The organism is Pseudomonas sp., from assembly GCF_002796985.1.
Taxonomy (GTDB): Bacteria; Pseudomonadota; Gammaproteobacteria; order Pseudomonadales; family Pseudomonadaceae; genus Pseudomonas.
Genome location: NZ_PEKX01000007.1, coordinates 341,477 through 365,069, shown reverse-complemented (window position 1 = coordinate 365,069; position 23,593 = coordinate 341,477). Strand labels below are relative to the sequence as shown.

The window sequence follows — 23,593 nt, the reverse complement described above, 5'->3', positions numbered from 1 at the left end:
GCCCCGCTACGAGGCTGTTCGCGAGCAAGCTCGCTCCTACAAGAGCAAAAGCGCTGGAGTGCCTGTCGTCGTTGAACAGGAGGAAACCAGCATGCAAACCATCGCCTTCATCGGCCTCGGCCACATGGGCGCCCCCATGGCCGCCAACCTGATCAAGGCCGGCTACCTGCTGCGCGTGTTCGACCTGGTCCAGAGCGCCATCGACGGCCTGGTCGTCCAGGGCGCCAGTGCTGCGCGCAGTGCCCACGACGCGGTGGACGGCGCCGATGTGGTCGTCACCATGCTGCCGGCCAGCCAGCACGTCGAAGGGCTCTACCTCGGCAAGGAAGGCCTGCTGGCACACATCACCCCCGGCACCCTGGTGCTGGAATGCTCCACCATCGCCCCGGCCTCGGCGCGCAAGGTGCATCAGGCCGCCGCCGAACTCAGGATTCCCATGCTCGACGCTCCGGTCTCCGGCGGCACCGGCGGCGCCATCGCCGGCACCCTGACCTTCATGGTCGGCGGCGACGCCGAGGTGCTCGAACGCGCCCGCCCGGTACTTTCCGCCATGGGCCGAAACCTCTTCCACGCTGGCGGCGACGGCGCCGGGCAGGTCGCCAAGGTGTGCAACAACCAATTGCTCGCCGTGCTGATGATCGGCACCGCCGAATCCCTCGCCCTCGGCACCGCCAATGGCCTCGACCCGGCGGTGCTGTCGGAGATCATGCGGCGCAGCTCCGGCGGCAACTGGGCGCTGGAGGTCTATAACCCCTGGCCTGGCGTGATGGAGAACGCCCCCGCGTCACGCGGCTATACCGGCGGCTTCATGACCGCGCTGATGACCAAGGACCTGGGACTCGCCCTGGAAACCGCCCAGGTCAGCGGCAACAGCACGCCCATGGGCAGCCTGGCGCTGGCTCTCTATCGTCTGCTGGTGAAACAGGGCCATGGAGAACAGGATTTTTCCGTCGTGCAGAAGCTGTTCGATTCCTAGCCGCAGGCATGGCATTGCGCTCGTAGCCTGGTCGAGACTGGCCGCCCCTTGAAGACAGAGGGCCACTGGCCTTGAATTCATTCCTACTGCGCTATCGCTTTCGCCTGCTGCTCAACAGCGTCCTGCTGTTGCTGGTCGTCCTGGCCTTTCCATCGCCCAACCCGCTGCTGGAACTGTGCAGCCTGTTGCTGATGGTGCTGGCCGGCCTGAACACCGTCCGCAGCCACAGCATGCTCTTCAGTTTCATCAGCGTGATGGGCGTGCTCAGCCTGTTCATGCTGTTCGCCCCCACCGCATGGCATGTGCATCCCGCACTGCAGCGTGGCATTCCCCAATTGATCTTCATTCAGTTGCTGGTCGTCGCCCTGTTCCGTCGCGTTACCCAGGAGCGCCCCGTCACCGGCGAGCTGCTTTACGGGCTCTGCGCCCTGTACCTGAACTTCGCCCTGTCCTTCGCCCTCGCCTACAACCTGATCGAGGACCTCTGGCCCGGCAGCTTCCAGACCAACAACGGAGCGCTGCACCTGGATGCCTTCATCTACTTCAGCATGATCACCCTGACCACCATCGGCTATGGCGACATCGTCCCGGTGCAGCCACTGGCGCGCCTGCTGGCGGGCAGCGAGGCGATCATGGGCGCGCTGTTCATCGCCCTCGCCGTGGCGCGGGGGCTGAGCCTGATGAGCGACGACAGCAAGGACTGATTGTGAAGCCGGGCTTACGAGTGCATGGCGTCAGCCCGTCTTTATCGCCGGCCGCACGGCGACGAAGATGAATCACCCGCCGGCAATACACACTCAGGCGCGGCACTCCATCCCACGAAGGTGATTCCATGAACATTGCCCTGATCGGCGCCACCGGCCATGTCGGCCATTACTTCCTCGAAGAAGCCCTGCGTCGCGGGCACCAGGTTACTGCGCTGGTGCGCGACCCGGCGAAACTGCCGGCGCGCGACAACCTCACGGTGGTGCAGGCCGATATCTACGACCCGGCCCAGGTCGCCCGCGCCGTGGCAGGGCAGGACGTCGTGGTCAGCGCGTTCAACGCTGGCTGGGGCAACCCGAATATCCGCGAGGCCCACGCCAGCGGCAGCCGCGCCATCCTCGACGGCGTAAAGGCCGCCGGCGTGAAGCGTCTGCTGGTGCTCGGCGGCGCCGGCAGCCTGGAGATCGCCCCCGGCCAGCGCCTGGTGGACAGCCCGGAATTTCCCGAACAGTGGAAGCAGGGCGCACTGGGCGCCGCCGACGCGCTCGACCAGTTGCGCGCGGAAAAGGCGTTGGATTGGGCGTTCCTCAGCCCGGCGATGCTGCTCGACGGCGAAACCCGCACCGGTAGCTTCCGCATTGGCGGCGACCAGGTGCTGTTCGATGGCAACGGCGAGAGCCGCATCTCCCTGCCGGACCTGGCGGTGGCGATGATCGACGAGGCCGAGCAGGCCAACCATCACCAGCAGCGGTTTACCGTGGCTTATTGATCGGGGCCGTGGGTTCGCGAGCAAGCTCGCTCCTACAGAAAGCTGCTCCGTTCTGGCTCTGGCTCTGGCTCTGGCTCTGGCTCTTGAAGTCTTCCAGAGAAACATCCAAACGCGCCGAACGCCCCTTTCAGGAGGCCTCGTTGAGGCGGAGTTTCAGGGGTTGAGCGACATGGATGTCGCGAGAGCCACGCTGGGCCAGGGATGGCCCGTCGTGGCGAGCCCCTGAAACTGTGATTCAACGAGGGAATTTTTCGCCTAAGCGAAAAACCGGATGGAGGGGCAAGCCTTCTTGGTTACTTCTTTGGGGGCGGCCTTCCGACGTTTGGAAGAAGTGACTCGCCGAGAGGCGAAACAAAATATCCCAGCGCACGCCAAGGCGGCGCGGAAACACCCGATCAGCAGCAAGAGCATCGCGGAGAAGCTCCGCTCCTGTGTGAAGTCCTGGGCAAGAGCCGGCCCTCACCCTAACCCTCTCCCAGAGGGAGAGGGTACCGTTCGGCGCAAAGGGCGATCCTGGTATCAGCCGGTACGAAGCGTCCCTCGACGGCGCTCTTGCGGACTGACCACGATCACCGCTCCCGCAATGCCTCCGCCTTGGCCCGCAGGATGGGCTTGAGCAGGTAGCTGAGGATGCTCTTCTTGCCGGTAATGATATCCACCGTGGCAATCATCCCGGGGATGATCAGCAGCGGCTTGTCGTCCGTACCCAGGTGGCTTTTGCGGGTGCGCAGCTTGATCAGGTAGAAGCTGTTGCCATCGTCGTCGGTGACGGTATCGGCGCCGATCTGCTCCAGGTCCGCCTGCAGGCCGCCGTAGATGGTGTAGTCGTAGGCGGTGAACTTGACCATGGCGTGCTGGCCAGGGCGCAGGAAGGCGATGTCCTGCGGACGGATGCGCGCCTCTACCAACAGGGTGTCGTCCAGCGGGACGATCTCGATCAGGTCGCTGCCGGGCTGGATCACCCCGCCAATGGTATTCACCAGCATCTGCTTGACGATGCCGCGCACCGGCGAGGTGACCAGGGTGCGGCTGACGCGGTCTTCCAGCGCCTTGCCGGTGGCCGTGGCCTTGCTCAGTTCGGTGCGGGCTTCGTTGAGCTCCTTCAGCGCATCGCTGCGGAAGCGCGAGCGGGTCTCGGCGACCTTGCGCTCCACTTCCTTCACGGCGGCCTCGGCACGGGGTATCGCCAGGGTAGTGGCGTCGAGCTGGCCACGGTTTTCCACTTCACCACGCTTGAGACGCAGCAGCTCCACCTGGGACATGGCGCCCTGGGCCACCAGCGGCTCGGACATGGATATTTCCTGACGCAGCAGGCTCAGGCTGTTGCGGTACTGCGCCTGCTTGGAAATGAACTCGCGCAGCTCCTGCTGCTTCTGTACCAACTGCTGCTGCAGGCCGCCGGTTTCATCCGTGAGCTGCTGCTGGCGGCTGTGGAACAGCGCCTCTTCACTGCGGGCCTGGTTCGGCACCTTGGCGCGCACGTCGTCGGGAATGTTCAGCGGGCGCTCTTCCACCTCGGCGGACAGACGCTCCACCCGCAGGAACATCGCCAGGCGGTCGGCCTCGGTTTCGCCGACGTTGGACTGGAAGCGCGTCGGGTCCAGGCGCATCAGCTGCTCGCCGGCCTGCACCACCTGTCCTTCGTGGACGAATATCTGCGAGACGATGCCGCCTTCCAGGTTCTGGATCTTCTGCACCTTGGACGAGGGAATCGCCTTGCCCTCGCCACGGGTGACCTCGTCGATCTGCGCGAAATGCGCCCAGAGCAGGAGGAAGGCAACGAAGCCGATCAGGATCCAGATGGTCAGGCGCACCACACGCGGCGCGTCTTCGATCAGTGCCTTGCTGACTTCCGGAAGTGGCTGCCCGGAGAGGTTGTCGCCGCCCTTGAAATAGCCACGGACAGAGTGGCGGATACTGCCCAGAGGATTAAGCGACACTGATCTGCCCCTTCTTCAGTGCATCCATGACCACGTCCTTCGGACCGTCGGCGATGATGCGGCCCTTGTCGATGATCACCAGACGGTCCACCAGGCTGAGCATGGAGGCGCGGTGGGTGACCAGCAGCAGTGTCTTCTCGCCCATGATCGCCTGCAGGCGCTGTTTCAGGCGCTCCTCGCCGGCGTTGTCCATGGCGCTGGTGGGTTCGTCCAGCAGCAGGATCGGTGGGTCGAGCAACAGCGCGCGGGCCAGGGCGACGTTCTGCCGCTGGCCGCCGGAGAGGTTGTGGCCCCGCTCGCCGACCTGCAGCTCGTAACCCTGCGGGTGCAGGCGGGCGAACTCGTTCACGCCGGTCAGCTCGGCCACTTCCAGCACGCGCTCGTCATCGATGTAGCGCGCTCCCGCGACCAGGTTGTCGCGCAGGGTGCCGCTGAACAGGCTGATGTCCTGCGGCACATAGCCGATGTTGTGGCGCAGCTCGCTGATGTCCAGCTGACGCACGTCGGCGCCGTCCACCAGCAGGTTGCCGTTGTCGGGTTGGTGCAGGCCGACGATCAGCTTGGCCAGGGAGCTCTTGCCCGAGCCGCTGCGGCCGATGATGCCGATCTTCTCGCCAGCGCGAATCTGCAGGTTGATGCCGTGCAGCGCTGCGACCTGCTGGTTCGGGTAGGCGAAGTCGAGGCCGCGCATTTCGATGCCGCCGCGCAGTTGCGAGCGGGTCAGCGGACGCTCGTCGGCGTTGCGTTCCTGCGGCAGCTCCATCATCTGGTTGGTGGTGGCCATCGACAGGCGCGCCTGCTGGTAGCGCTGGATCAGCCCGGAGAGCTGGGTCAGCGGGCCGAGGGCGCGGCCGTTGAGCATGTAGCAGGCGATCAGGCCGCCCATGGACAGGTCGCCGGCAATGATCAGGTAGACGCCGCCGATGATCATGATGACCCCGGCCAGCGCCTGGATCAGCACGGTGATGTTCATCGCCAGAGTCGACAGCAGCTTGACTCGCAGTTCCAGCCGGCTGAGGGTGCCGATGGTCTGCTCCCAGAGGTACTGGCGCTCGCTTTCGGCGTTGTTGACCTTCACCGCGTCGAGGCTGGCGAGGGTCTCGATCAGGCTCGACTGGCGCTCGGCGGCCAGCGCCATGGTGCGGTTCATGGTTTCCACCAGCGGCTTCTGCAGCAGCCAGCCGAGGCCCGCGGCCAGCGGGAAGGCGATGAGCGGGACGAACAGCAGCGGCCCGCCGATGATGCCGATCACCAGCAGGATCAACAGGGTGAAGGGCATGTCGATCAGGGTGGTGAGCGTGAGCGAGTTGAGGAAGTCGCGCAGCGTCTGGAATTCGTGGATGTTCTGCGCGAACGAGCCGACGCGCGCCGGGCGGTACTTCATGCTCATGCCGACGATGCGCTCGAACAGGGTCGCCGAGATGATCAGGTCGGTCTTCTTGCCGGCGAGGTCCAGGCACAGGCCGCGCATGGTCTTGAGCAGCAGGTCGAACAGGTAGGCGCCGCTGATGCCGATGGCCAGCACCCAGAGGGTGGCAGCGGCCTGGTTGGGTACCACGCGGTCGTAGACGTTCATCACGAACAGCGGCGCAGCCAGGGCGATCAGGTTGATCAGCAGGCTCGCGGCCACGGCGTCGACATACAGCCAGCGCGAGCGCTTGAGGGTGTCGCGGAACCAGCTCTTGGCGCGCGGGATCAGCTCGCCGTGTTGCAGGTCGAACTTGTGCTGCGGCTGGGCGAAGAAAGCCAGGCCGGCATAGTCCTCGCTGAGCAGTTCGCGGCTGACGCACACTTCACCGCCGTCACTCTCGGACAGCAGCAGGCGCGCATCGCCATTGCTTTCCCAACCCAGCAGCACCGCGCAGCGCCCTTCGCGCAGCAGCAGCATGGCGGGCATGGCCAGGGCGGGAATCTGCTCCAGCTTGCGTTGCAGCAAACGCCCCTGCAGGCCGGCACGGGCCGCCGCGCGCGGCAGCAGCTCGGCGGACAGACGCTGCCCCGGCAGCGGCAGGCCGCTGGTGAGCATGGCGCGACTGGCGGGCTTCTGGTGCAGCTGACAGAGCGTCAGCAGGCTGTCCAGCAGCGGGTCGTCGAGCAGACCGCGCGGATCATGGCTTAGGGGTACTGCGCTGACTTCTTGATCCACGCGGATGCTCTCTCGGGCAGGTTAGTTAAGGCCGGGCAGCTGGACGGTCGGTTTGATGTCTTCGGAAGCCACCGCCGCCATCGGCGCTACTACGCCCTGGCTCTTGAGCAGCTCGCCCAGGGTGGCCTTGATGCGGTACTGGGTGAACAGTTCGGTGTACTTCAGGTCGACCAGGCGGCGCGAAGCGTTGAACAGCTCATTTTCACTGTCCAGCAGATCGAGCAGGGTGCGCTCGCCGATGGTGAACTGCTTCTGGTAGGCCTCGCGCACGCGGGTGCTGTAGTCCACGTACTGGCGGGCAATCGGCAACTGGCCGCGGGCGTTGTTCAGGGCGTTCCAGGACAACCCGAGTTCCTCGTTCAACTGACGCAGGGCGTTGTTGCGGATATCCAGAGCCTGGTTCGCCTCATAGGACTTGGCTTCCAGCTCGGCCTTGTTGCTGCCGCCGGCGAACAGGTTGTACCGCATGCGCAGCATGGCCTGCCATTCGTTGTTGTGGCCTTCTTCGCCGTCGAGGTTGTTATCGGCACCGCGGGAAAGTTCTGCATCGAATCTCGGATAGAAGGTCGATTTCGCTGCGTCGTACTGTTTCTCGGCGGCGGCCACGTCGGACTCCGCGGAACGCAGGATCGGGCTGTTCTCCACCAGTTGCCGACGGGCCGCCTGCAGGTCTTCCGGCAGTTGGCCAACCAGCCCGGTCGGCTCGCTCAGTTCGAGCGGATCGCTGCCCACCACGCTGTAGTAGTTGGTACGCGCATCGGCCAGGTTGGTCTGCTCGGTCATCAGGTTGTTCTGCGCCTGGGCCAGACGGGCCTCGGCCTGGTCCTGGTCGGCGAGGCGGCCGACGCCACGGGAGCTGCGCAGGCTGATCTGGTCATAGACGCGCTGGTGGCGCTTCAGGTTTTCCTCGGCCAGACGAACCATTTCCTGACGACGCAGCACATCGGTGTAGACCTGGGCGACGTCCAGCGCGGTGCGCTCGGAGGTACCGAGCAGCGCATAGGCGCGGGAATTCACGTTGGCCTGCTGGCGGCCGACTTCGCTGGAGGTGGCGAAGCCGTCGAACACCATCTGGCGCAGGGCCAGGTTGGATTCGCCACGGTTCAGGGTGTCCCAGTGGTCGCCCTGGCCACGCGTGGTGGTGTTGTCGGAGCCCTCACGGCCATACCCCGCGGTCAGGTCGACGGATGGCAGATAACCACCCTTCGCAGCGCGCAGCTGCTTGTCCGCAGCGAGACGGGAATTCACGCCAGCCTGGATTTCCGGGTGGTACTCCAGGGCCTTTTGCATGGCCTGGTTGAGGGTGTCGGCCTGAACCGGCAAAGCAACGGGAATGACGAAAGCCAGGGCGAAGGGCACGACGTGAGCGAATCGCATGCGCATGAGGAAAACATCCTTATCAGTGAGATAGCCGCAGCGATTCGATTGCCGCAATCAGCGTCAAAAGACCGGCGAATGGCTGCAAAAAAAGCATCAAAAAGCGTGATGGATTTCACGCTAAATATTTTTGGGCGAACCACCGATATCAAAGTGACATCGATTTGCCAATTGTTTAGGATGGCAATCGAATGGTCAATAGATTGGCATATAGGTAATTTCAACTCGCTATAAGCCTATTTTTTGACGCCAAACTTTTGCTCTAAAAATGACAAGGGAATGCCTCCTGATCCGACCGCCCTACGGCCGGTCGGCAACCAGGCAAGCCTCACCAGGAGAAATGCATGAGCAGCGTCGTCGCGGTCGTAAAAAGCATCATCGGCCAAGTGATTGCGGTAACCCCCGAAGGCGCACAGCGCGTCCTCGTCGAAGGTGATCGCATCTACCAGGGCGAACAGCTGCTCACCGGCGCCTCCGGCGCGGTGACCCTGGATGTCGGCAAGGGCAAGCTGGTGGACCTGGGCCGTGACAGCCAGTGGAGCAGCGCCGACCTGCCGCAGGCCGAGGCATCCCACGCCGCCACGCAGCCGAATAACGCGCCGAGCACCGAGGACTTGCAGAAGGCCATCGCCGCCGGCCTCGACCCGACCCAGGCGCTTGCCCCCACGGCCGCCGGCCCGAGCGCCGCGCCTTCGTCTGCCGGCAATGGTGGCGTTGGCGGCGGCCACAGCTTCGTGGTGCTGGATGCCACCGCCGGTCGCGTCGACCCGAACATTGGCTACACCACCGCCGGCCTGGACAACGGCGGCGCAGCCGCTGGCGAGCGCCAGGGCGAACTACCGCCCAATCTCGCCCCCCAGTTCATCGACGGCGGCAATGGCGGCGGCAATGGCGTGCTGAACCTCACCACCGCCGAAGACACCCTGCTCACCGGCGCCTTCTCCGCCCGCGATCCGAACGGCGACCTGATCTCCTACAGCCTCGGCCAGCCGCCGGCCAACGGCCTGCTGGTGCTCAACCCCAACGGCACCTGGCAGTACAACCCCAATGGCGACTACAACGGCGTCGACGGCTTCACCGTGATCGTTACCGACAGCCGTGGCGCGTCCAGCACCCTGGTGGTGAACGTCGGCATCACCCCGGTGAACGACGCTCCGGTGGCCACTGGCACCTATACCAGTGCCATCACTGACACCTCCGCCAACGACAGCTTCGCCGACATCAAGGGCCAACTGACCGCCACCGACATCGACGACAGCCACCTGACCTGGAGCGGCAGCGCCAAGGGCGCCTTCGGCGAGCTGACCGTCAACGCCGACGGCAGCTACACCTACGTGGTCGACGCCAATGCGGTGAACGCCCTGCCGCTGGGCCAGAACCCCAGCGAAAGCTTCACCGTCACTGTCACCGACCCGTCCGGGGCGACCGACACCCGCGTCATCACGATCAACGTCCAGGGTGCCAACGACACCCCGGTTGCCCAGGATGGCCAGGCCAGCGGCAATGAAGACAGCGTGATCGGCGGCCAACTGGAGGCCACCGACCGCGACACCGGCAGCACCCTGACCTTCACCGGCAACGGCAACCCGCCAGCAGGCTTCACCCTGAAGCCGGACGGCAGCTGGACCTTCGATGGCAAGGACCCGGCCTACCAGCACCTGACCGAGGGCGAGACCCTGGTGGTACAGGTGCCCTACACCGTCACCGACGAGCACGGCGCGACCAGCACCGCCACCCTTACCGTGACCCTGACCGGCACCAATGACGCGCCGGTCGCCCTGCCGGGCGCGGCCACCACCGAAGAAAACACCGTTCTCAACGGCCAGGTCCCTGCCGCCTCCGACATCGACGGCAACGTGACCGGCTATCAGTTGGCCACCGACCTCGGCCAGGGCAACGGCAACCTGACCTTCAACCCGGACGGCAGCTACAGCTTCAACCCCGGCAAGGACTTCGACAGCCTGGCCCAGGGTGAAACCCGCGACGTCACCTTCACCTACCAGGCGAAGGACAACAACGGCGCCCTGAGCGACCCGCAGACCATCACCATCACGGTCACCGGCACCAACGACGCGCCGGTCGCCCTGCCGGGCGCGGCCACCACCGAAGAGAACACCGTTCTCAATGGCCAGGTGCCGGCCGCCTCCGACGTGGACGGCAGCGTCACCGGCTACCAGCTGACCACTGACGTCGGCCAGGGCAACGGCAGCCTGACCTTCAACCCGGACGGCAGCTACAGCTTCATCCCCGGCAAGGACTTCGACAGCCTGGCCCAGGGTGAAACCCGCGACGTCACCTTCACCTACCAGGCGAAGGACAACAACGGCGCGCTGAGCGACCCGCAGACCATCACCATCACGGTCACCGGCACCAACGACGCAGCCGTGATCACCGGCCAGACCAGCGGCAGCGCGGATGAAACCAACGCCCCGGTCACTATCGATGGCAAGCTGAACATCAGCGACTTCGACGGCCCGGCCAGCTTCCAGGTCCAGACCGGCACCGCTGGCGACTTTGGCAAGTTCAGCGTCGCCGCTGACGGCAGCTGGACCTACGTCACCAACGAGGCCTTCAACGCGCTGAAGGACGGCGAGCACCAGACCGAATCCTTCAACGTCCTGGCCGCCGATGGCACCAGCACCACCGTGACCGTGACCCTAATCGGCACCAACGACGCGCCGGTCGCCTCTGCCGACACCGCCACCACCGAAGAGAACGCCGTTCTCAACGGCCAGGTTCCGGCCGCCACCGACGTGGACGGCACCGTCGTCAGCTACCAGCTGACCACCGACGTCGCCCAGGGCAAGGGCTCGCTGACCTTCAACACCAACGGCAGCTACAGCTTCAACCCGGGCACCGCCTTCGACCATCTGGCCGCCGGCGCCCAGGAGACCGTGACCTTCACCTACCAGGCGCAGGACAACAACGGCGCCCTGAGCGACCCGCAGACCATCACCATCACCGTCACCGGCAGCAACGACGCGCCGGTCGCCAGCGCCACCAGCGGCGCGGTGAAGGAAGATGCGCAGATCAGCGGCCAGCTCGCCGCCACCGACGCCGACAACGGCGCCCAGCTCAGCTACGCCCTGGACAAGGCCGCCCCGGCCGGCTTCAGCGTCGATGCCGACGGCAAGTGGACCTTCGATGCCAGCGGCAGCGAGTACCAGCACCTGAAGGCCGGCGCCACCCAGACCCTGAGCATCCCGTTCACCGTCACCGACGAGCACGGCGCCACCAGCTCCAGCAGCCTGACCATCACCATCACTGGCACCAACGATGCACCGGTGGCCAATGCGGCGTCCGCCAAGGCCAGCGAAGACAAGTTCAGCGCCGGCAAACTGACCGCCAGCGACGTCGACGACGGCGCCAGGCTCAGCTTCAGCCTCAACGACAAGGCACCGGCCGGCTTCACCCTGTTCAAGGACGGCAACTGGGTCTTCAGCGGCCTCGACCCGGCCTACCAGAGCCTGGCTGCCGGCGAGACCAAGGTTCTGAAGATTGACTACACCGTCACCGACGAACACGGCGCCACCAGCACCAACACCCTGACGCTGACCGTCACCGGCACCAACGACACGCCGATCGCCCTGCCCTCGCTGCTCAATGGCGTCAAGGAAGATGCGCAGATCAGCGGCCAGCTGAAAGCCATCGACCTGGACAATGGCGCACAGCTCACCTACAGCCTGAACAAGGCCGCTCCGGCGGGCCTGACCCTGGGCAGCGACGGCAAGTGGAGCTTCGACGCCAGCGATGCCGCCTACCAGCACCTGAAGGCCGGCGCGACCCAGCTGATCAGCGTGGGTTACACCGTCACCGACGAACACGGCGCCAGCACCCAGAGCGTGCTGGTGATCACCGTCACCGGCACCAACGATGCACCCAAGGCTGACGCCGCCACCGCGGCCGCCCAGGAAGACGCCGTCAGCAAGGGCCAGCTCACCGCCACCGACGTCGACGATGGCGCCAAGCTGAGCTTCAGCGTTTCCGGCAACCCGCCGGCCGGCTTCACCCTGAAGACCGACGGCAGCTGGACCTTCGACGGCAAGAACCCGGCCTACCAGTCCCTCGCCGAGGGCGAGACCCAGGACATCCAGGTCAAGTACATCGTCACCGACGAGCACGGCGCCACTGACACCCAGACGCTGACCCTCACCGTCACCGGCACCAACGACCCGGCCGTCATTGGCGGCGTGGCCAGCGTTCGTGTCGATGAGACCGATGCCCCGATCACCACCAGCGGCCAACTGACCGTCAGCGATGTCGACGGCTTGGCCAGCTTCCAGGCCCAGAGCAACGTCGCTGGCCTGCACGGCACCTTCAATCTTGGCGCCGACGGTGCCTGGACCTACACCGCCAACGATGCCTACAACGAGCTGAAGGCAGGTGAAGAACTGACCGACAGCTTCGTCGTCAAGGCGGCCGACGGCACCAGCTCCACCGTGACCGTCACCCTCGTCGGCACCAACGACGCACCGGTAGCCAACGCCGATGTGGCCAAGACCGCGATCAACGTCGGCCTGAACAACATCGATGTGCTCGGCAACGACACCGATGCCGAGAAGGACGGCCTCAGCGTCACCCAGGCCACACTGCAGAACCCCGCCCAGGGCAACGTCAGCATCAACGCCGACGGCACCCTGAACTTCGTGCCGGGCAGCAACGTCAGCGGTCCGGTGGTGATCACCTACCAGATCAGCGACGGCCACGGCGGCACCCACAGCAGCACCCTGATCGTGAACGTCGGCGCAAACACCGCGCCGGAAGGCACTGATGGCCACGAGACCCTCGACGAGGACAGCAGCCACAGCTTCAGCGCAGCGGACTTCGGCTTCACTGACGCCGATGCCGGCCAGCAGCTGCAGGCCGTGCGCATCGACAGCCTGCCTGGCGCGGGCAGCTTCACCTTCAATGGCAACCCGGTCACCGCCGGTACCGTGATCGCGGTCGGCGACCTGGGCAACCTGCACTACACCCCGGACGCCAACGGCAACGGCACGCCCTACGCCAGCTTCACCTTCAGCGTGCAGGACAGCGCCGGCGACTTCTCTGCCACACCGAATACCTACGTATTCGACGTCACCCCGGTGGACGATCCTTCCGTGCTGGCCCCGGACACCGGCAGCGCCCAGGAAGACCACGACGCCACCGGCAACGTGCTGATCAACGACCACGACGTCGACAGCACCCTGTCGGTCGCCAGCTTCAGCATCAATGGCGTCAGCGGCAGCTTCACCGCCGGCACCACCGCCACCATCGCTGGCGTGGGTGACTTCACCCTCAACGGCAACGGCAGCTACCTCTTCACTCCGGTGAAGGACTGGAACGGCGACGTTCCGCAGATCACCTACACCACCAACACCGGCTCCAGCACCACCCTGGACATCAACATCGCGCCCGTGCAGGACGCGCCGGTGGCCAACGACGATCACTTCACCATCGCCGAAGACACCTCGCTGGTGCTGAATGCCAGCACGCTGAACACACTGGTCGGCAACGATACCGATGCCGATGGCGATTCCCTCAGCGTCTACATGGTGGGCAACGCCACCCATGGCACTTTGGAGTTCAAGGGCGGAGAGCTAGTCTTCACTCCGGACGCCAACTACAACGGCCCGGCCTCGTTCACCTACTGGATCACCGATGGCCAAGGCAACACCGCCTCGGCGACCGTCAATATCACCGTGACCGCCGTGGATGATCCGTCCGTCCTCGGCGCGGACACCGGCTCTGCCCAGGAAGACCACACCGCCACCGGCAACGTGCTGAGCAACGACAGCGATGTCGACAACACCCTGAGTGTGGCCAGCTTCACCATCGCCGGTGTCAGCGGCACCTTCACTGCCGGCGCCATCGTCACTCTGGCCGGCAAGGGCGAGTTCACCCTCGCCGCCGATGGCCAGTACAGCTTCACCCCGGCGAAGGACTGGAACGGCGCGGTGCCGCAGGTCACCTACACCACCAACACCGGCTCCAGCACCACCCTGGACATCAGCATCACCCCGGTGAACGATGCCCCGGTGGCCAACGACGACCACTTCACCATCGCCGAAGACACCTCGCTGAGCTTCAGCCTGAACAACCTCACTGCGCTGACCGGCAATGACTTCGACGTTGATGGCGACAACCTCACCGTCGTCGCGGTCAGTGGCTCCAGCCACGGCACCCTGAACATCGTCGGCGGGCAACTGGTCTTCACCCCGGACGCCAACTTCAACGGCCAGGCCTCCTTCACCTACACCATCAGCGACGGCCACGGCGGCGCGGCAACCGGCACTGCCATTATCACCGTCACCCCGGTAAACGATGCACCGACCACCGCCAACCAGGCCGTCAGCGGCGCCGAAGACACGCCGATCCCCGGCCAGATCGTGGCCAACGATGTCGACGGCGATGCCCTTAGCTACGCCGTTGCCGCCGGCAAGGGCCCGGCTCATGGCAGCCTGACGCTGAACAGCGCCACCGGCCAGTACGTCTATACCCCGAATGCCAATTACCACGGCGGAGACACCTTCACCGTCGGCGTCAGCGATGGCCACGGCGGCTACGTCGAATCCGTGGTGAGTATCACCGTCACCCCGGTCAACGACGCGCCGACCACTGCCGATCAGGCCAAGTCCACCGCCGAAGATACTGCTGTCAGCGGCCAGATTGCCGCCAATGACATCGACGGCGACAGCCTCAGCTACGCCCTGGCTGCTGGCAAGGGCCCAGCCCATGGCAGCCTGACCCTGGACAGCGCCACCGGCCAGTACGTCTATACCCCGGGCGCCAACTACCACGGCAACGACAGCTTCACCGTCGGCGTCAGCGACGGTCACGGCGGCTACGTCGAATCCGTGGTCTCGATCACCGTCACTCCGGTGAACGACAACCCGGTTGCCGCCAACGACAGCGCCAGCGTCCGCGAAGACGAAAGCGTCTCCATCGACGTGCTGCAAAACGACAGCGACGTGGACGGCGACCCGCTGACCGTGACCACCGCCAGCGCTGGCAACGGCAGCGTGGTGATCAACCAGGACGGCACCCTGAGCTACACGCCCAAGGCGAACTTCAGCGGCACCGACACCATCACCTACCAGGTCAGCGACGGCCACGGCGGTACCAGCAGCGCCACCGTCAACGTCACCATCGAAGCGGTGGCGGACAAGCCCGACCTGAACCTGGATGCCAGCGCCAGCCACCCGAAGGCTACCGGCCTGAACGTGGAGACCTGGACCGGCCTGGCCCTGGGTAACGGCGGCAACGGCGCGGCGCCGGCCGACCTGCAGGCGAAGATCGATGCAGCCGGCACTCCGGGCACCCATGGCTCCACCGACAGCGTGCGCAACACCGACGTCACCGCCGGCACCGCCACCAAGGTCAGCGGCCTGATCTTCCTCGAGGCCGGCCACACCTACACCTTCAGCGGCGTCGGTGACGACAGCGTGCGCCTGGTGGTCGGTGGCAGTACCGTCGCCGAAGCCACCTGGGGCGGCTCCAGCGGCAAGTTCAGCGGCACCTTTACCCCGAGCGAAAGCGGCTACTACCCGATCGCCTTCTACCAGCACAACCAGAACGGCCCGGGCAGCTACACCCTGAGCGTCTCCGACAACGGCAGCGCCGCCCAGGTGCTGGGCACCGGCAGTGCGCAGGTGTTCCACGACGTCAGCGAACTGACCGCCGGCGGCGAGCGTCTGTCCGACCTGAGCAGCAGCGGCCAGAGCCACTACAAGGTCTTCGGCCTCAACGAAGGCAATGAAGACACCGCGATCAACCTGTCAAAGGTCAAGGCCGCCCTGGTCGACACCGACGGCTCGGAAACCCTGTCGGTCAGCATCGGCAAGATTCCTGCCGGCGCCACCCTCTCCGACGGAACGAACACCTTCACCGCCGACGCCACCCACGACAGCATCAACCTCAAGGGCTGGAACCTCGACACCCTGACGCTGACGCCGCCGGCCGACTTCAACGGCACCATCCAGCTGGAAGTCAGCGCCACCGCGACCGAAGGCAGCAACAGCGACGCCGCCACTCGCACTGTCGACCTGAATGTCACCGTCTACCCGGTGAACGACGCTCCGACCGTCAGCAGCGCGCAGAACCTCACGACCGACGAGGACACTTCGGTCTCCGGGCAGATCCATGCCAGCGACGTCGACGGCGACAACCTCACCTATGCCTTGAAGAACGGCAGCAGCCCGGCCCACGGCTCCGTGAGCTTCGGCAGCGACGGCCAGTACACCTACACCCCGTCGAAGGACTACAACGGCAGCGACAGCTTCACCGTGGTGGTCAGCGACGGCAAGGGCGGCAGCGTCGAGCAGGTGGTCAACGTCGGCATCAAGCCGGTGAATGATCTGCCGGTGTTCGATGCCCCCAACAACACCAGCACACCGGAAGACAAACCGCTCGACAGCCGCGTCACCGCGACCGACGTCGATGGCGACAGCCTCAGCTTCAGCCTCAAGTCCGCCCCGACTCACGGCTCCATCGTGCTCAATGCCGATGGGCGCTACACCTACACCCCATCCAAGGATTACAACGGTACCGACAGCTTCACCGTCACCGTCAATGACGGCAAAGGCGGCCTGGTCGATCAGGTGGTGAACCTCAGCGTCACCCCGGTGAACGACGCACCCGAGGCGAAGAACGACAGCACATCCACCGGCGAAAACAGCTCGGTCAGCGGCCAGGTTCCGGTCGCCACCGACATAGACAGCGCCGTGGACGGCAATGGCTACGCGCTGGTCAGCGGCCCGAGCGCGGGCACCCTGACCTTCAACGCCAACGGCAGCTACGTGTACAACCCGGGCACCGCGTTCGACTCGCTCAACGTCGGCGAATCGCGCGAGGTGACCTTCACCTACACCGCCAAGGACGTCCAGGGCGCGATCAGCGCTCCGGCCACCGTGACCATCACCATCAACGGCGAGAACGACGCCCCGACCGGTGCCAACAACACCGTCAGCCTGAACGAGGATGGCAGCCGCGGCTTCAACGCCGCCGACTTCGGCTTCTCCGACAAGGACGCCGGTGACGCGCTCAAGGCGATCCGCATCGACAACCTGCCCACCGCTGGCAGCCTGACCCTCAATGGCCAGTCGGTGACCGCCGGCCAGGTGATCGCCGTCAGCCTGCTCGCCAGCCTGGTCTACACCCCGATCGCCAATGCCGCAGGCGCCGCCTACGCGACGTTGAACTTCTCGGTGCAGGACAGCCACGACAGCTTCTCCAGCTCGTCCAACACCCTGACCTTCACGGTCAACGCGGTGAACGATGCGCCGCTGTCGGCGGACGGTTCGGCCAGCCTCTACGCCGGCAAGGCCTACACCTTCAGCCTCAAGGACTTCGCCTTCAGCGACACCGCGGACTCCGCCAACGGCCAGAACCACAGCCTGCAGAACGTCGTCATCAAGGCCCTGCCGGACTCCGGCAGCCTGCTGCTCAACGGCATCGCCGTGAAGGCTGGCCAGCCCATCAGCGTCAGTGACGTGGCCGGCGGCAAGCTGACCTTCGTGCCGGACGCCTCCGGCGCCAACGCGCACTTCAGCTTCGCCGTGCAGGACAGCGGTGGCGTGGCCAACGGCGGCGTCGACACCTCGCCGACCTATGGCTTCGACCTCCACGTCGGCCAGGTGCAGATCCCCGGCACCACCCCCAACGGCGACAACACCCTCACCGGCGGCTCGGGCGACGACGTGATCCTCGGTGACGTGGGCGGCCTGCTGAGCAACACCCAGCCGGGCACCAACTACAACATCGCGCTGGTGGTCGATACCTCCGGCAGCATGGCGTACAACCTCGCAGGCGCCAATGGCGCGGCCTACGCCGACTCGCGGATGAAGCTGGTCAAGGATGCGCTGATCAACCTGGCCAACACCCTGAAGGGCCATGACGGGGTGATCAATATCAGCCTGATCGGCTTCTCCGGCACCGCCAGCATCAAGGTCAGCGTCGCCGATCTGAATAGCGGCAACGTCGACCAACTGATCACGGCTATCGGCAAGACCCAGTACGCCGGTCTGCAGGCCGATGGCGGCACCGACTACCAGGCGGCCTTCGAGCAGGCAGTGAGCTGGTTCAACGGCCAGAAGAACGGTTACGAAAACCTCACGCTGTTCCTCACCGATGGCAACCCGACCGAATCGCGTAACGACAACAACGGCCAGAACACCACCTACACCGTGGTCAAGGATTCGGTCGAGGCCTTCGCGAACCTGTCTGCACTCGGCGAGGTGCACGCCATCGGTATCGGCACCAGCGTCAACGAAAACCTGTTGAAGTTCTTCGACAACAGCAATCTCACCGGTACCGGCTCACTCAACTTTGGCACCACGAGCAGCACCAGCACCCTGTTCGACTTCAACAATGGCAGCGTGGCCGGCTGGACGCTGAGCAGCGTCGGCTCGGGCAACGGCACCACCGCCCCCAACAGCTGGAGCCTGTTCAACGGCTGGCAGGGCGAAATGAAGATGGTCGACAGCAACGGCAACGCGGCCCCCACGCAGGCGATCAGCCCTGGCTTCAGCGTCGCCGAAGGCGCCAGCGCTACCTTCAGCTTCGATTTCGACAAGTCGATGAACAACCGCGACACCTTCGTGTGGAAACTGGAAAAACTGGTCAGCGGCAACTGGAGCACGGTTTCCGAATCCGGGACGCTGACCTTCCAGTCCGACAGCACCACCATCACCACCAAACCGGTTGGCGAAGGGACGTACCGTTTCGACTTCATTCTGACCGACAACAGCAACGGCAGCGGTAACAACAGCAGCGCTACGGTCTACATCGACAACATCAAGCAAACCACCTCGACCACGACCGTGGTCGAGGGTCCCACCGGCGAAGTGGAAATCGTCAAGCAGGCCAGCGACCTCACCGCCGCCCTGCACGGCGGTTCCAGCAGCTCGGAACTGGCGCCTTCGGGCAACGACACCATCCACGGTGGCGCGGGTGATGACATCCTCTTCGGTGACGCCATCAACACCGACAACCTGCCCTGGGGCGCCAACGGCAACCCGGCCAAACCGGCCGACATGCCGGCGGGCTCGGGCGTCAGTGCGCTGTCGGCGTTCCTGGAGCTGAAGAACGGCCATGCCGCCACCAGCGCCGAGATGTACGACTACATCAAGAACAACCACACGTTGTTCAACGTCGAGGGCGACACCCGTGGCGGCAGCGACCACCTGTACGGTGGCGAGGGCAACGACATCCTCTACGGCCAGGGCGGCAACGACTTCCTGTTCGGCGAGAATGGCAACGACATCCTCATCGGCGGTACCGGCGATGACCAGCTCACGGGCGGCAAAGGCAATGACATCCTTACCGGCGGAGCGGGTGCCGACCTGTTCATCTGGAAGGCCGGCGATGTCGGCAACGACACCATCACCGACTTCAAGGCCGGCGAAGGCGACCGCATCGACATCAGCGACCTGCTGCCGGACACCGCGCACAACGACATCCTCAGCTACCTGAAGGTGGATACCGCCACCGCGACCCTGCAGGTGAGCACCACCGGGCAGATCAACAACGGCGGTGCGGCGGACGTCACCATCAAGCTGAGCGGCGTGGATCTCTCAGCCTACGGTTCGACCTCCACGGAAATCGTCAACAAGCTGGTGGCGGGCTCCGATCCGGTGGTCAAGACTGAGCATCACTGATCCGCGGTTGCCGCAAGGCAAGCAAAGAGTCAGGCTCTGACACGGCGACAGCGGGGCCACCCTTCGGGGTGGCTCCGCTGTCGTTCCTTCACATCACAAGAATTGGGGACGGGCCGATGCTGTACATCCAGCGCAACGCCGACGGAAAGGTCTCGCGCGTCGAGGACAACGAGTTCGACGGGATGACCGGCAGCCTGCCGGCGGACCATCCGGACATCCAGGCCTGGGCGGCCGAGAGCAGCCTGCTGCAGCTCAAGCAGAGCGACCTGGACATGATCCGGGTGCTGGAGGACTTGATCTCGGTATTGATCACCAAGGGGGTGATCCGCATCACCGACCTGCCGCCGGCGGCGCGCTCCAAGCTGCTCAACCGGACCCAGGCCCGTGAGGCGCTGGGCGGGCTGACCCGGCTGATCAACGATGACGAGGAAACGGGGCTGATCTGAGCCCCGTTTTTTTGGCGCCGCCGTTGCCTGTAGCGAGCTTGCTCGCAAACCGCCCCACCACGGTGGTTCGAGGACAACGCTTTCGTAGGATGGCGTGGAGCGCAGCGATACCCATCGCTCCGAGGCACCGACAGCAGGGGTATCGCTGCGCTCCACCCACCCAGCAAGGGTGTCATGCCGGACAAGACGCGACTCGCTGAGGGATTCGCGAGCAAGCTCGCTCCTACGAAAAGCGCCCCGGCCGGATGTCGATCACCAAGGCGCCGGCCCACCAAACAATTGCCCCTGCACGCCCTGAATCCCCATCTCCTTCAACACGCGGAACTCCCCCGCCGTCCCCACACGCTCGGCAATCAGCCACGACGGCGGATAACGCTGGCGCGTTATGCGCCCTACGCCCCTGCGCAACCGTGAACTCCGGCATCAACCTGTAGGAGCGAGCTTGCTCGCGAACCGTCGGCCAGACCGGCATCGCAAGCGCGAACTCAGATCACCAAGGCGCCGGCCCACCAAACAATTGCCCTTGCACGCCCTGAATCCCCATCTCCTTCAACACGCGGAACTCCCCCGCCGTCTCCACACGCTCGGCGATCAGCCACGACGGCGGATAACGCTGGCGCGTTATCCGCCCTACGCCCCTGCGCAACCGTGAACTCCGGCATCAACCTGTAGGAGCGAGCTTGCTCGCGAACCGCCGGCCAGGCCGGCGTCGCGAGCGCGAACTCAGATCACCACGGCGCCGGCCCACCAAACAATTGCCCTTGCACGCCCTGAATCCCCATCTCCTTCAACACGCGGAACTCCCCCGCCGTCTCCACACGCTCGGCGATCAGCGGCAGGTCAATGCTGTGCGCCGCGCGCTGCATGGCCTCGATGAACAGGCGCTTGTCGTTCTCCTGGTCGATGTGGCGGATGTGGCTGCCATCGACCTTGAGGTAGGCCAGCCCCAGCCGCGCCAGGTTGCCGATCATGCTGAAGCGCCCGCCGAAGTGCTGCAGGCTCAGGCGATAGCCCAGCTCGCCGAGGCGGCGGGTCAGGACTTCAAGCACCGCTTGCGCCGGCAACTGGTCTTCCTCCAGCTCCAGGGTCAGGCGCCCGGCGAATTGCGGGTGCTGGCGCAACAGGTCGAACACCCGAGTGGTCGCCCATTCATCACGCAGCAGCGCGGCGGACAGGTTCAGCGCCAGCGGGCGGTTGTGCTTGGCCATGTCCGCCAGCACGCTTTCCAGCATCAGCAGGTCCAGCCGCGCGGTCCAGCCGAAGCGGTCCAGCCAGGGCAGGAAGCGCCCGGCGGCAATGCTGCCGCCCTGCCCGTCCGGCAGGCGCGAGAGTACCTTGTAGTGCAGCACCACCTGCGGGTCGGCGCAGGACACCACCGCCTGGAAGTGCAGCTGGAAACGCTTGTGCACCAGCGCCTCGTCCAGCAACTGGTGCCAGCTGTGGCGCTCCTCGGCGACCGGCTTGGCGCCGCCCTGGAGGAAGGCCCAGCAACTGTCGTTCTGCCGTTCGGCCTGCACCAGCGCCTCGTCCGCGCGCTGCAGCAACGCCTGCGCCGATTCGCCGGAAACGAACGGCACCAGCCCCAGGCACGCCACTGGGCTGACATCGCTGGCACCGGTGCTGGCCAACGCAGCGAGCATGCCCTCCAGGCGCATGGCCAAGGCCGGCGCGTCCTCGGGCATCAGCCCCGGCGCCAGCATCACGAACTCGCCACCCCGGCTGCGCGCCAGGGTCAGGCCAGCCCCCAGGCCCTGCCCGGCCAGGCGCAATTGATCGGCCACGGCCTTGAGCAACTGGTCGACGCGCTGGCCACCCAGGCGCTGGTTGAGCCCGGCCAGGTCCTTCACCCGCAGCACCAGCAGCACGCCGCTGCTGACCTGGTCCTCGGCACTCAGCCGGTTGTGCAGTTGCATGTCGAAGAAGCGCCGGTTGCCCAGCCCGGTCAGGCTGTCCTGGTAGGCCTCGTCGCGCAGGCGTTCGCTGCGCTGGGCCTGCTCCTGGAACAGCGCCTTGAGCTTCTCCACCATCTGGTTCATGGCCTGCACCACGCGGCGCAGCTCGGGTGTGCGCGGCAGTTCCGGCAGGCTGAGGAATTCACGGCGGGCGATGGCGTGGGACTGCTCCACCATGTAGTCCAGCGGCTTGAGCTGGCGGCGCAGCAGGATGGCGCCGAGCACGGCACTGGCGATACCGCACAGCACCAGCCAGAGCAGGCTGCCCAGGGCGCTCTGCCAGAGCTTGGCGATGGCGAACATCGGGTGGCTGAGCACCTCGACCCGCGCGGCCTGGGTCCAGCCGCGGCTGACGATGGCGTCGCCACCGGCCGAGTGCAGGTCGATCAGCGAGATGAACCATTGCGGCACCTTGGCCGCCACCGCGTCGGGCACCCCGGTGCGCTCGACCATCACCTTGCCGGTCGAGAGGTCGATCACCCGGATGCTCTCGAAGTAGCCGCTGTCGAAGATCGAACTGACCATCAGCTCGACCATCGCCGGGTCGTCGATGTTCGGCGTCAACGACAGGCCCAGCGCGGTGGCCGCGTCCTGGGCATGGGAGCGCAGCTGGTTGCCGTACTGCTCTCGCGAGCTTTCCAGGCCGACCATGAAGCTGCCGCTGAAGGCAACCACCAGGAACAGGCAGATGGCGATCAACAACTGTTTGAACAGGGACATCGTGTCTCCAGGCTCCCCCCGCGGGAGCTATTCGAGTCGGTTCAGCTTTTCGTTCTGTAGCTATTCATTCAAGGGAAAGCCTTCGGCCTTCATCTTCTTCAACAGATCCTGCCAGCGTGACAGCCGCTTGCTGTCGCCCACCTGCTTGCCACCGCCAGCGCCATTGCCGGCAAGCCACAGGCCCTCGCCGTTGAACGCGTAGACCGGCTGCAAATCATTGCGCTGGCTGGCCGGCAGGATGCTGCCGATCAGGTTGTCCAGCACCAGCGGCACGGCGTCGGGCCGTGGGTAATACGTGAGGACCATATGCGCCTGGTTCAGGCGCAACGCCTTGACGTAGGTAATGCGCAGCTTCTGCGCCGGCACGCCCAGATGTCGCAGGCTGATGTACTTGGCGACGGCGAAGTCCTCGCAATCACCCGCTCCCTGGTGCAACGCCTCCACCGGCGTGGCCCAGTAGTCCACTTCGCGCCAGAGGCTGAGGTCATCGGTGAAGCGCAACTGGTCGTTGAAGAAACGATTGATCGCCTGCAACTGGTCGCGCTCGCTCGCCGTGGACTGCTGCACGAGCAGCTTTTGCCAGGCGTCGATGCGCACCTGGCCTTCGCCCAGCGGGCCATAGAGCCGTGCGGACTGTTGACCGATCAGCTTGAAATCCCACTCGGCCTGCTGCGCCCCCGCCAGGACGCCGAGCGAAGTCACCAGCACCAGGGCCAACGACCCCGGCCAGCAACGGCGCAACACCCTGCAACAACGGCTGAACACGATCACGACTACTCGACTGCGAGCGCCGGCAACCAGCTGCGGGCGCAGGGGTTGCATGGTGCAGACTGGCCGCGGAAAAAACAATGGCACAATGCAATCACTGCATTGTGCCATCCAGAGGAGACGCGGCCTGGCGGGGAGCCGGCCGCGTAGATGGGGAA

The 23,593-nt window shown here is 65.4% G+C and carries 10 protein-coding genes; 5 read left to right on the top strand and 5 right to left on the bottom strand.

The features are described from left to right. Nucleotides 1–91 precede the first annotated feature (91 nt). From mmsB to CTR55_RS07150, 3 genes are all read left to right on the top strand, one after another. A complete protein-coding gene (mmsB, locus tag CTR55_RS07160; protein ID WP_296285226.1) occupies nt 92–976 on the top strand; it encodes a 3-hydroxyisobutyrate dehydrogenase in 885 nt (294 codons plus the stop codon). Nucleotides 977–1,047: 71 nt separating this feature from the next. Next, entirely contained in the window at nt 1,048–1,680 is a 633-nt protein-coding gene (locus tag CTR55_RS07155; RefSeq protein WP_296285225.1) for a potassium channel family protein, read from the top strand. 128 nt (nt 1,681–1,808) lie between these two features. Continuing rightward, nucleotides 1,809–2,450, top strand: coding sequence for an NAD(P)-dependent oxidoreductase (locus CTR55_RS07150; protein WP_296285224.1), 642 nt, complete (start codon nt 1,809–1,811; stop codon nt 2,448–2,450). 569 nt (nt 2,451–3,019) lie between these two features. On the opposite strand, the gene CTR55_RS07145 is transcribed toward CTR55_RS07150, so the two are convergent. The 3 genes from CTR55_RS07145 to CTR55_RS07135 are packed head-to-tail and all read right to left on the bottom strand — an operon-like array spanning nt 3,020 to nt 7,919. Continuing rightward, nucleotides 3,020–4,390 (bottom strand): HlyD family type I secretion periplasmic adaptor subunit, encoded by a 1,371-nt coding sequence (locus tag CTR55_RS07145; protein WP_296285223.1) that lies wholly within the window; start codon nt 4,388–4,390, stop codon nt 3,020–3,022. Continuing rightward, on the bottom strand, nt 4,380–6,536 hold the full coding sequence (locus CTR55_RS07140) for a type I secretion system permease/ATPase (protein WP_296285222.1): 2,157 nt from the start codon (nt 6,534–6,536) through the stop codon (nt 4,380–4,382). The genes CTR55_RS07145 and CTR55_RS07140 overlap by 11 nt, the downstream gene beginning before the upstream one ends. Nucleotides 6,537–6,557: 21 nt before the next feature. Next, entirely contained in the window at nt 6,558–7,919 is a 1,362-nt protein-coding gene (locus tag CTR55_RS07135; protein ID WP_296285221.1) for a TolC family outer membrane protein, read from the bottom strand. Between the two features lie 338 nt (nt 7,920–8,257). Here CTR55_RS07135 and CTR55_RS07130 point away from each other — a divergent pair, with 338 nt between their 5' ends. Further along, entirely contained in the window at nt 8,258–19,549 is an 11,292-nt protein-coding gene (locus CTR55_RS07130) for a retention module-containing protein (protein WP_296285220.1), read from the top strand. A 116-nt stretch (nt 19,550–19,665) separates the two neighbouring features. Beyond that, on the top strand, nt 19,666–19,995 hold the full coding sequence (locus tag CTR55_RS07125) for a tryptophan synthase subunit beta (protein WP_296285219.1): 330 nt from the start codon (nt 19,666–19,668) through the stop codon (nt 19,993–19,995). A gap of 728 nt (nt 19,996–20,723) precedes the next feature. Here the strand turns inward: CTR55_RS07125 and lapD are convergent. Together lapD and lapG are read right to left on the bottom strand one after the other, a co-directional pair. Then, on the bottom strand, nt 20,724–22,667 hold the full coding sequence (gene lapD / locus CTR55_RS07120) for a cyclic di-GMP receptor LapD (RefSeq protein ID WP_296285218.1): 1,944 nt from the start codon (nt 22,665–22,667) through the stop codon (nt 20,724–20,726). Nucleotides 22,668–22,727: 60 nt separating this feature from the next. Further along, nucleotides 22,728–23,489, bottom strand: coding sequence for a cysteine protease LapG (lapG, locus tag CTR55_RS07115; RefSeq protein WP_296285217.1), 762 nt, complete (start codon nt 23,487–23,489; stop codon nt 22,728–22,730). Between the last annotated feature and the right edge of the window lie 104 nt (nt 23,490–23,593).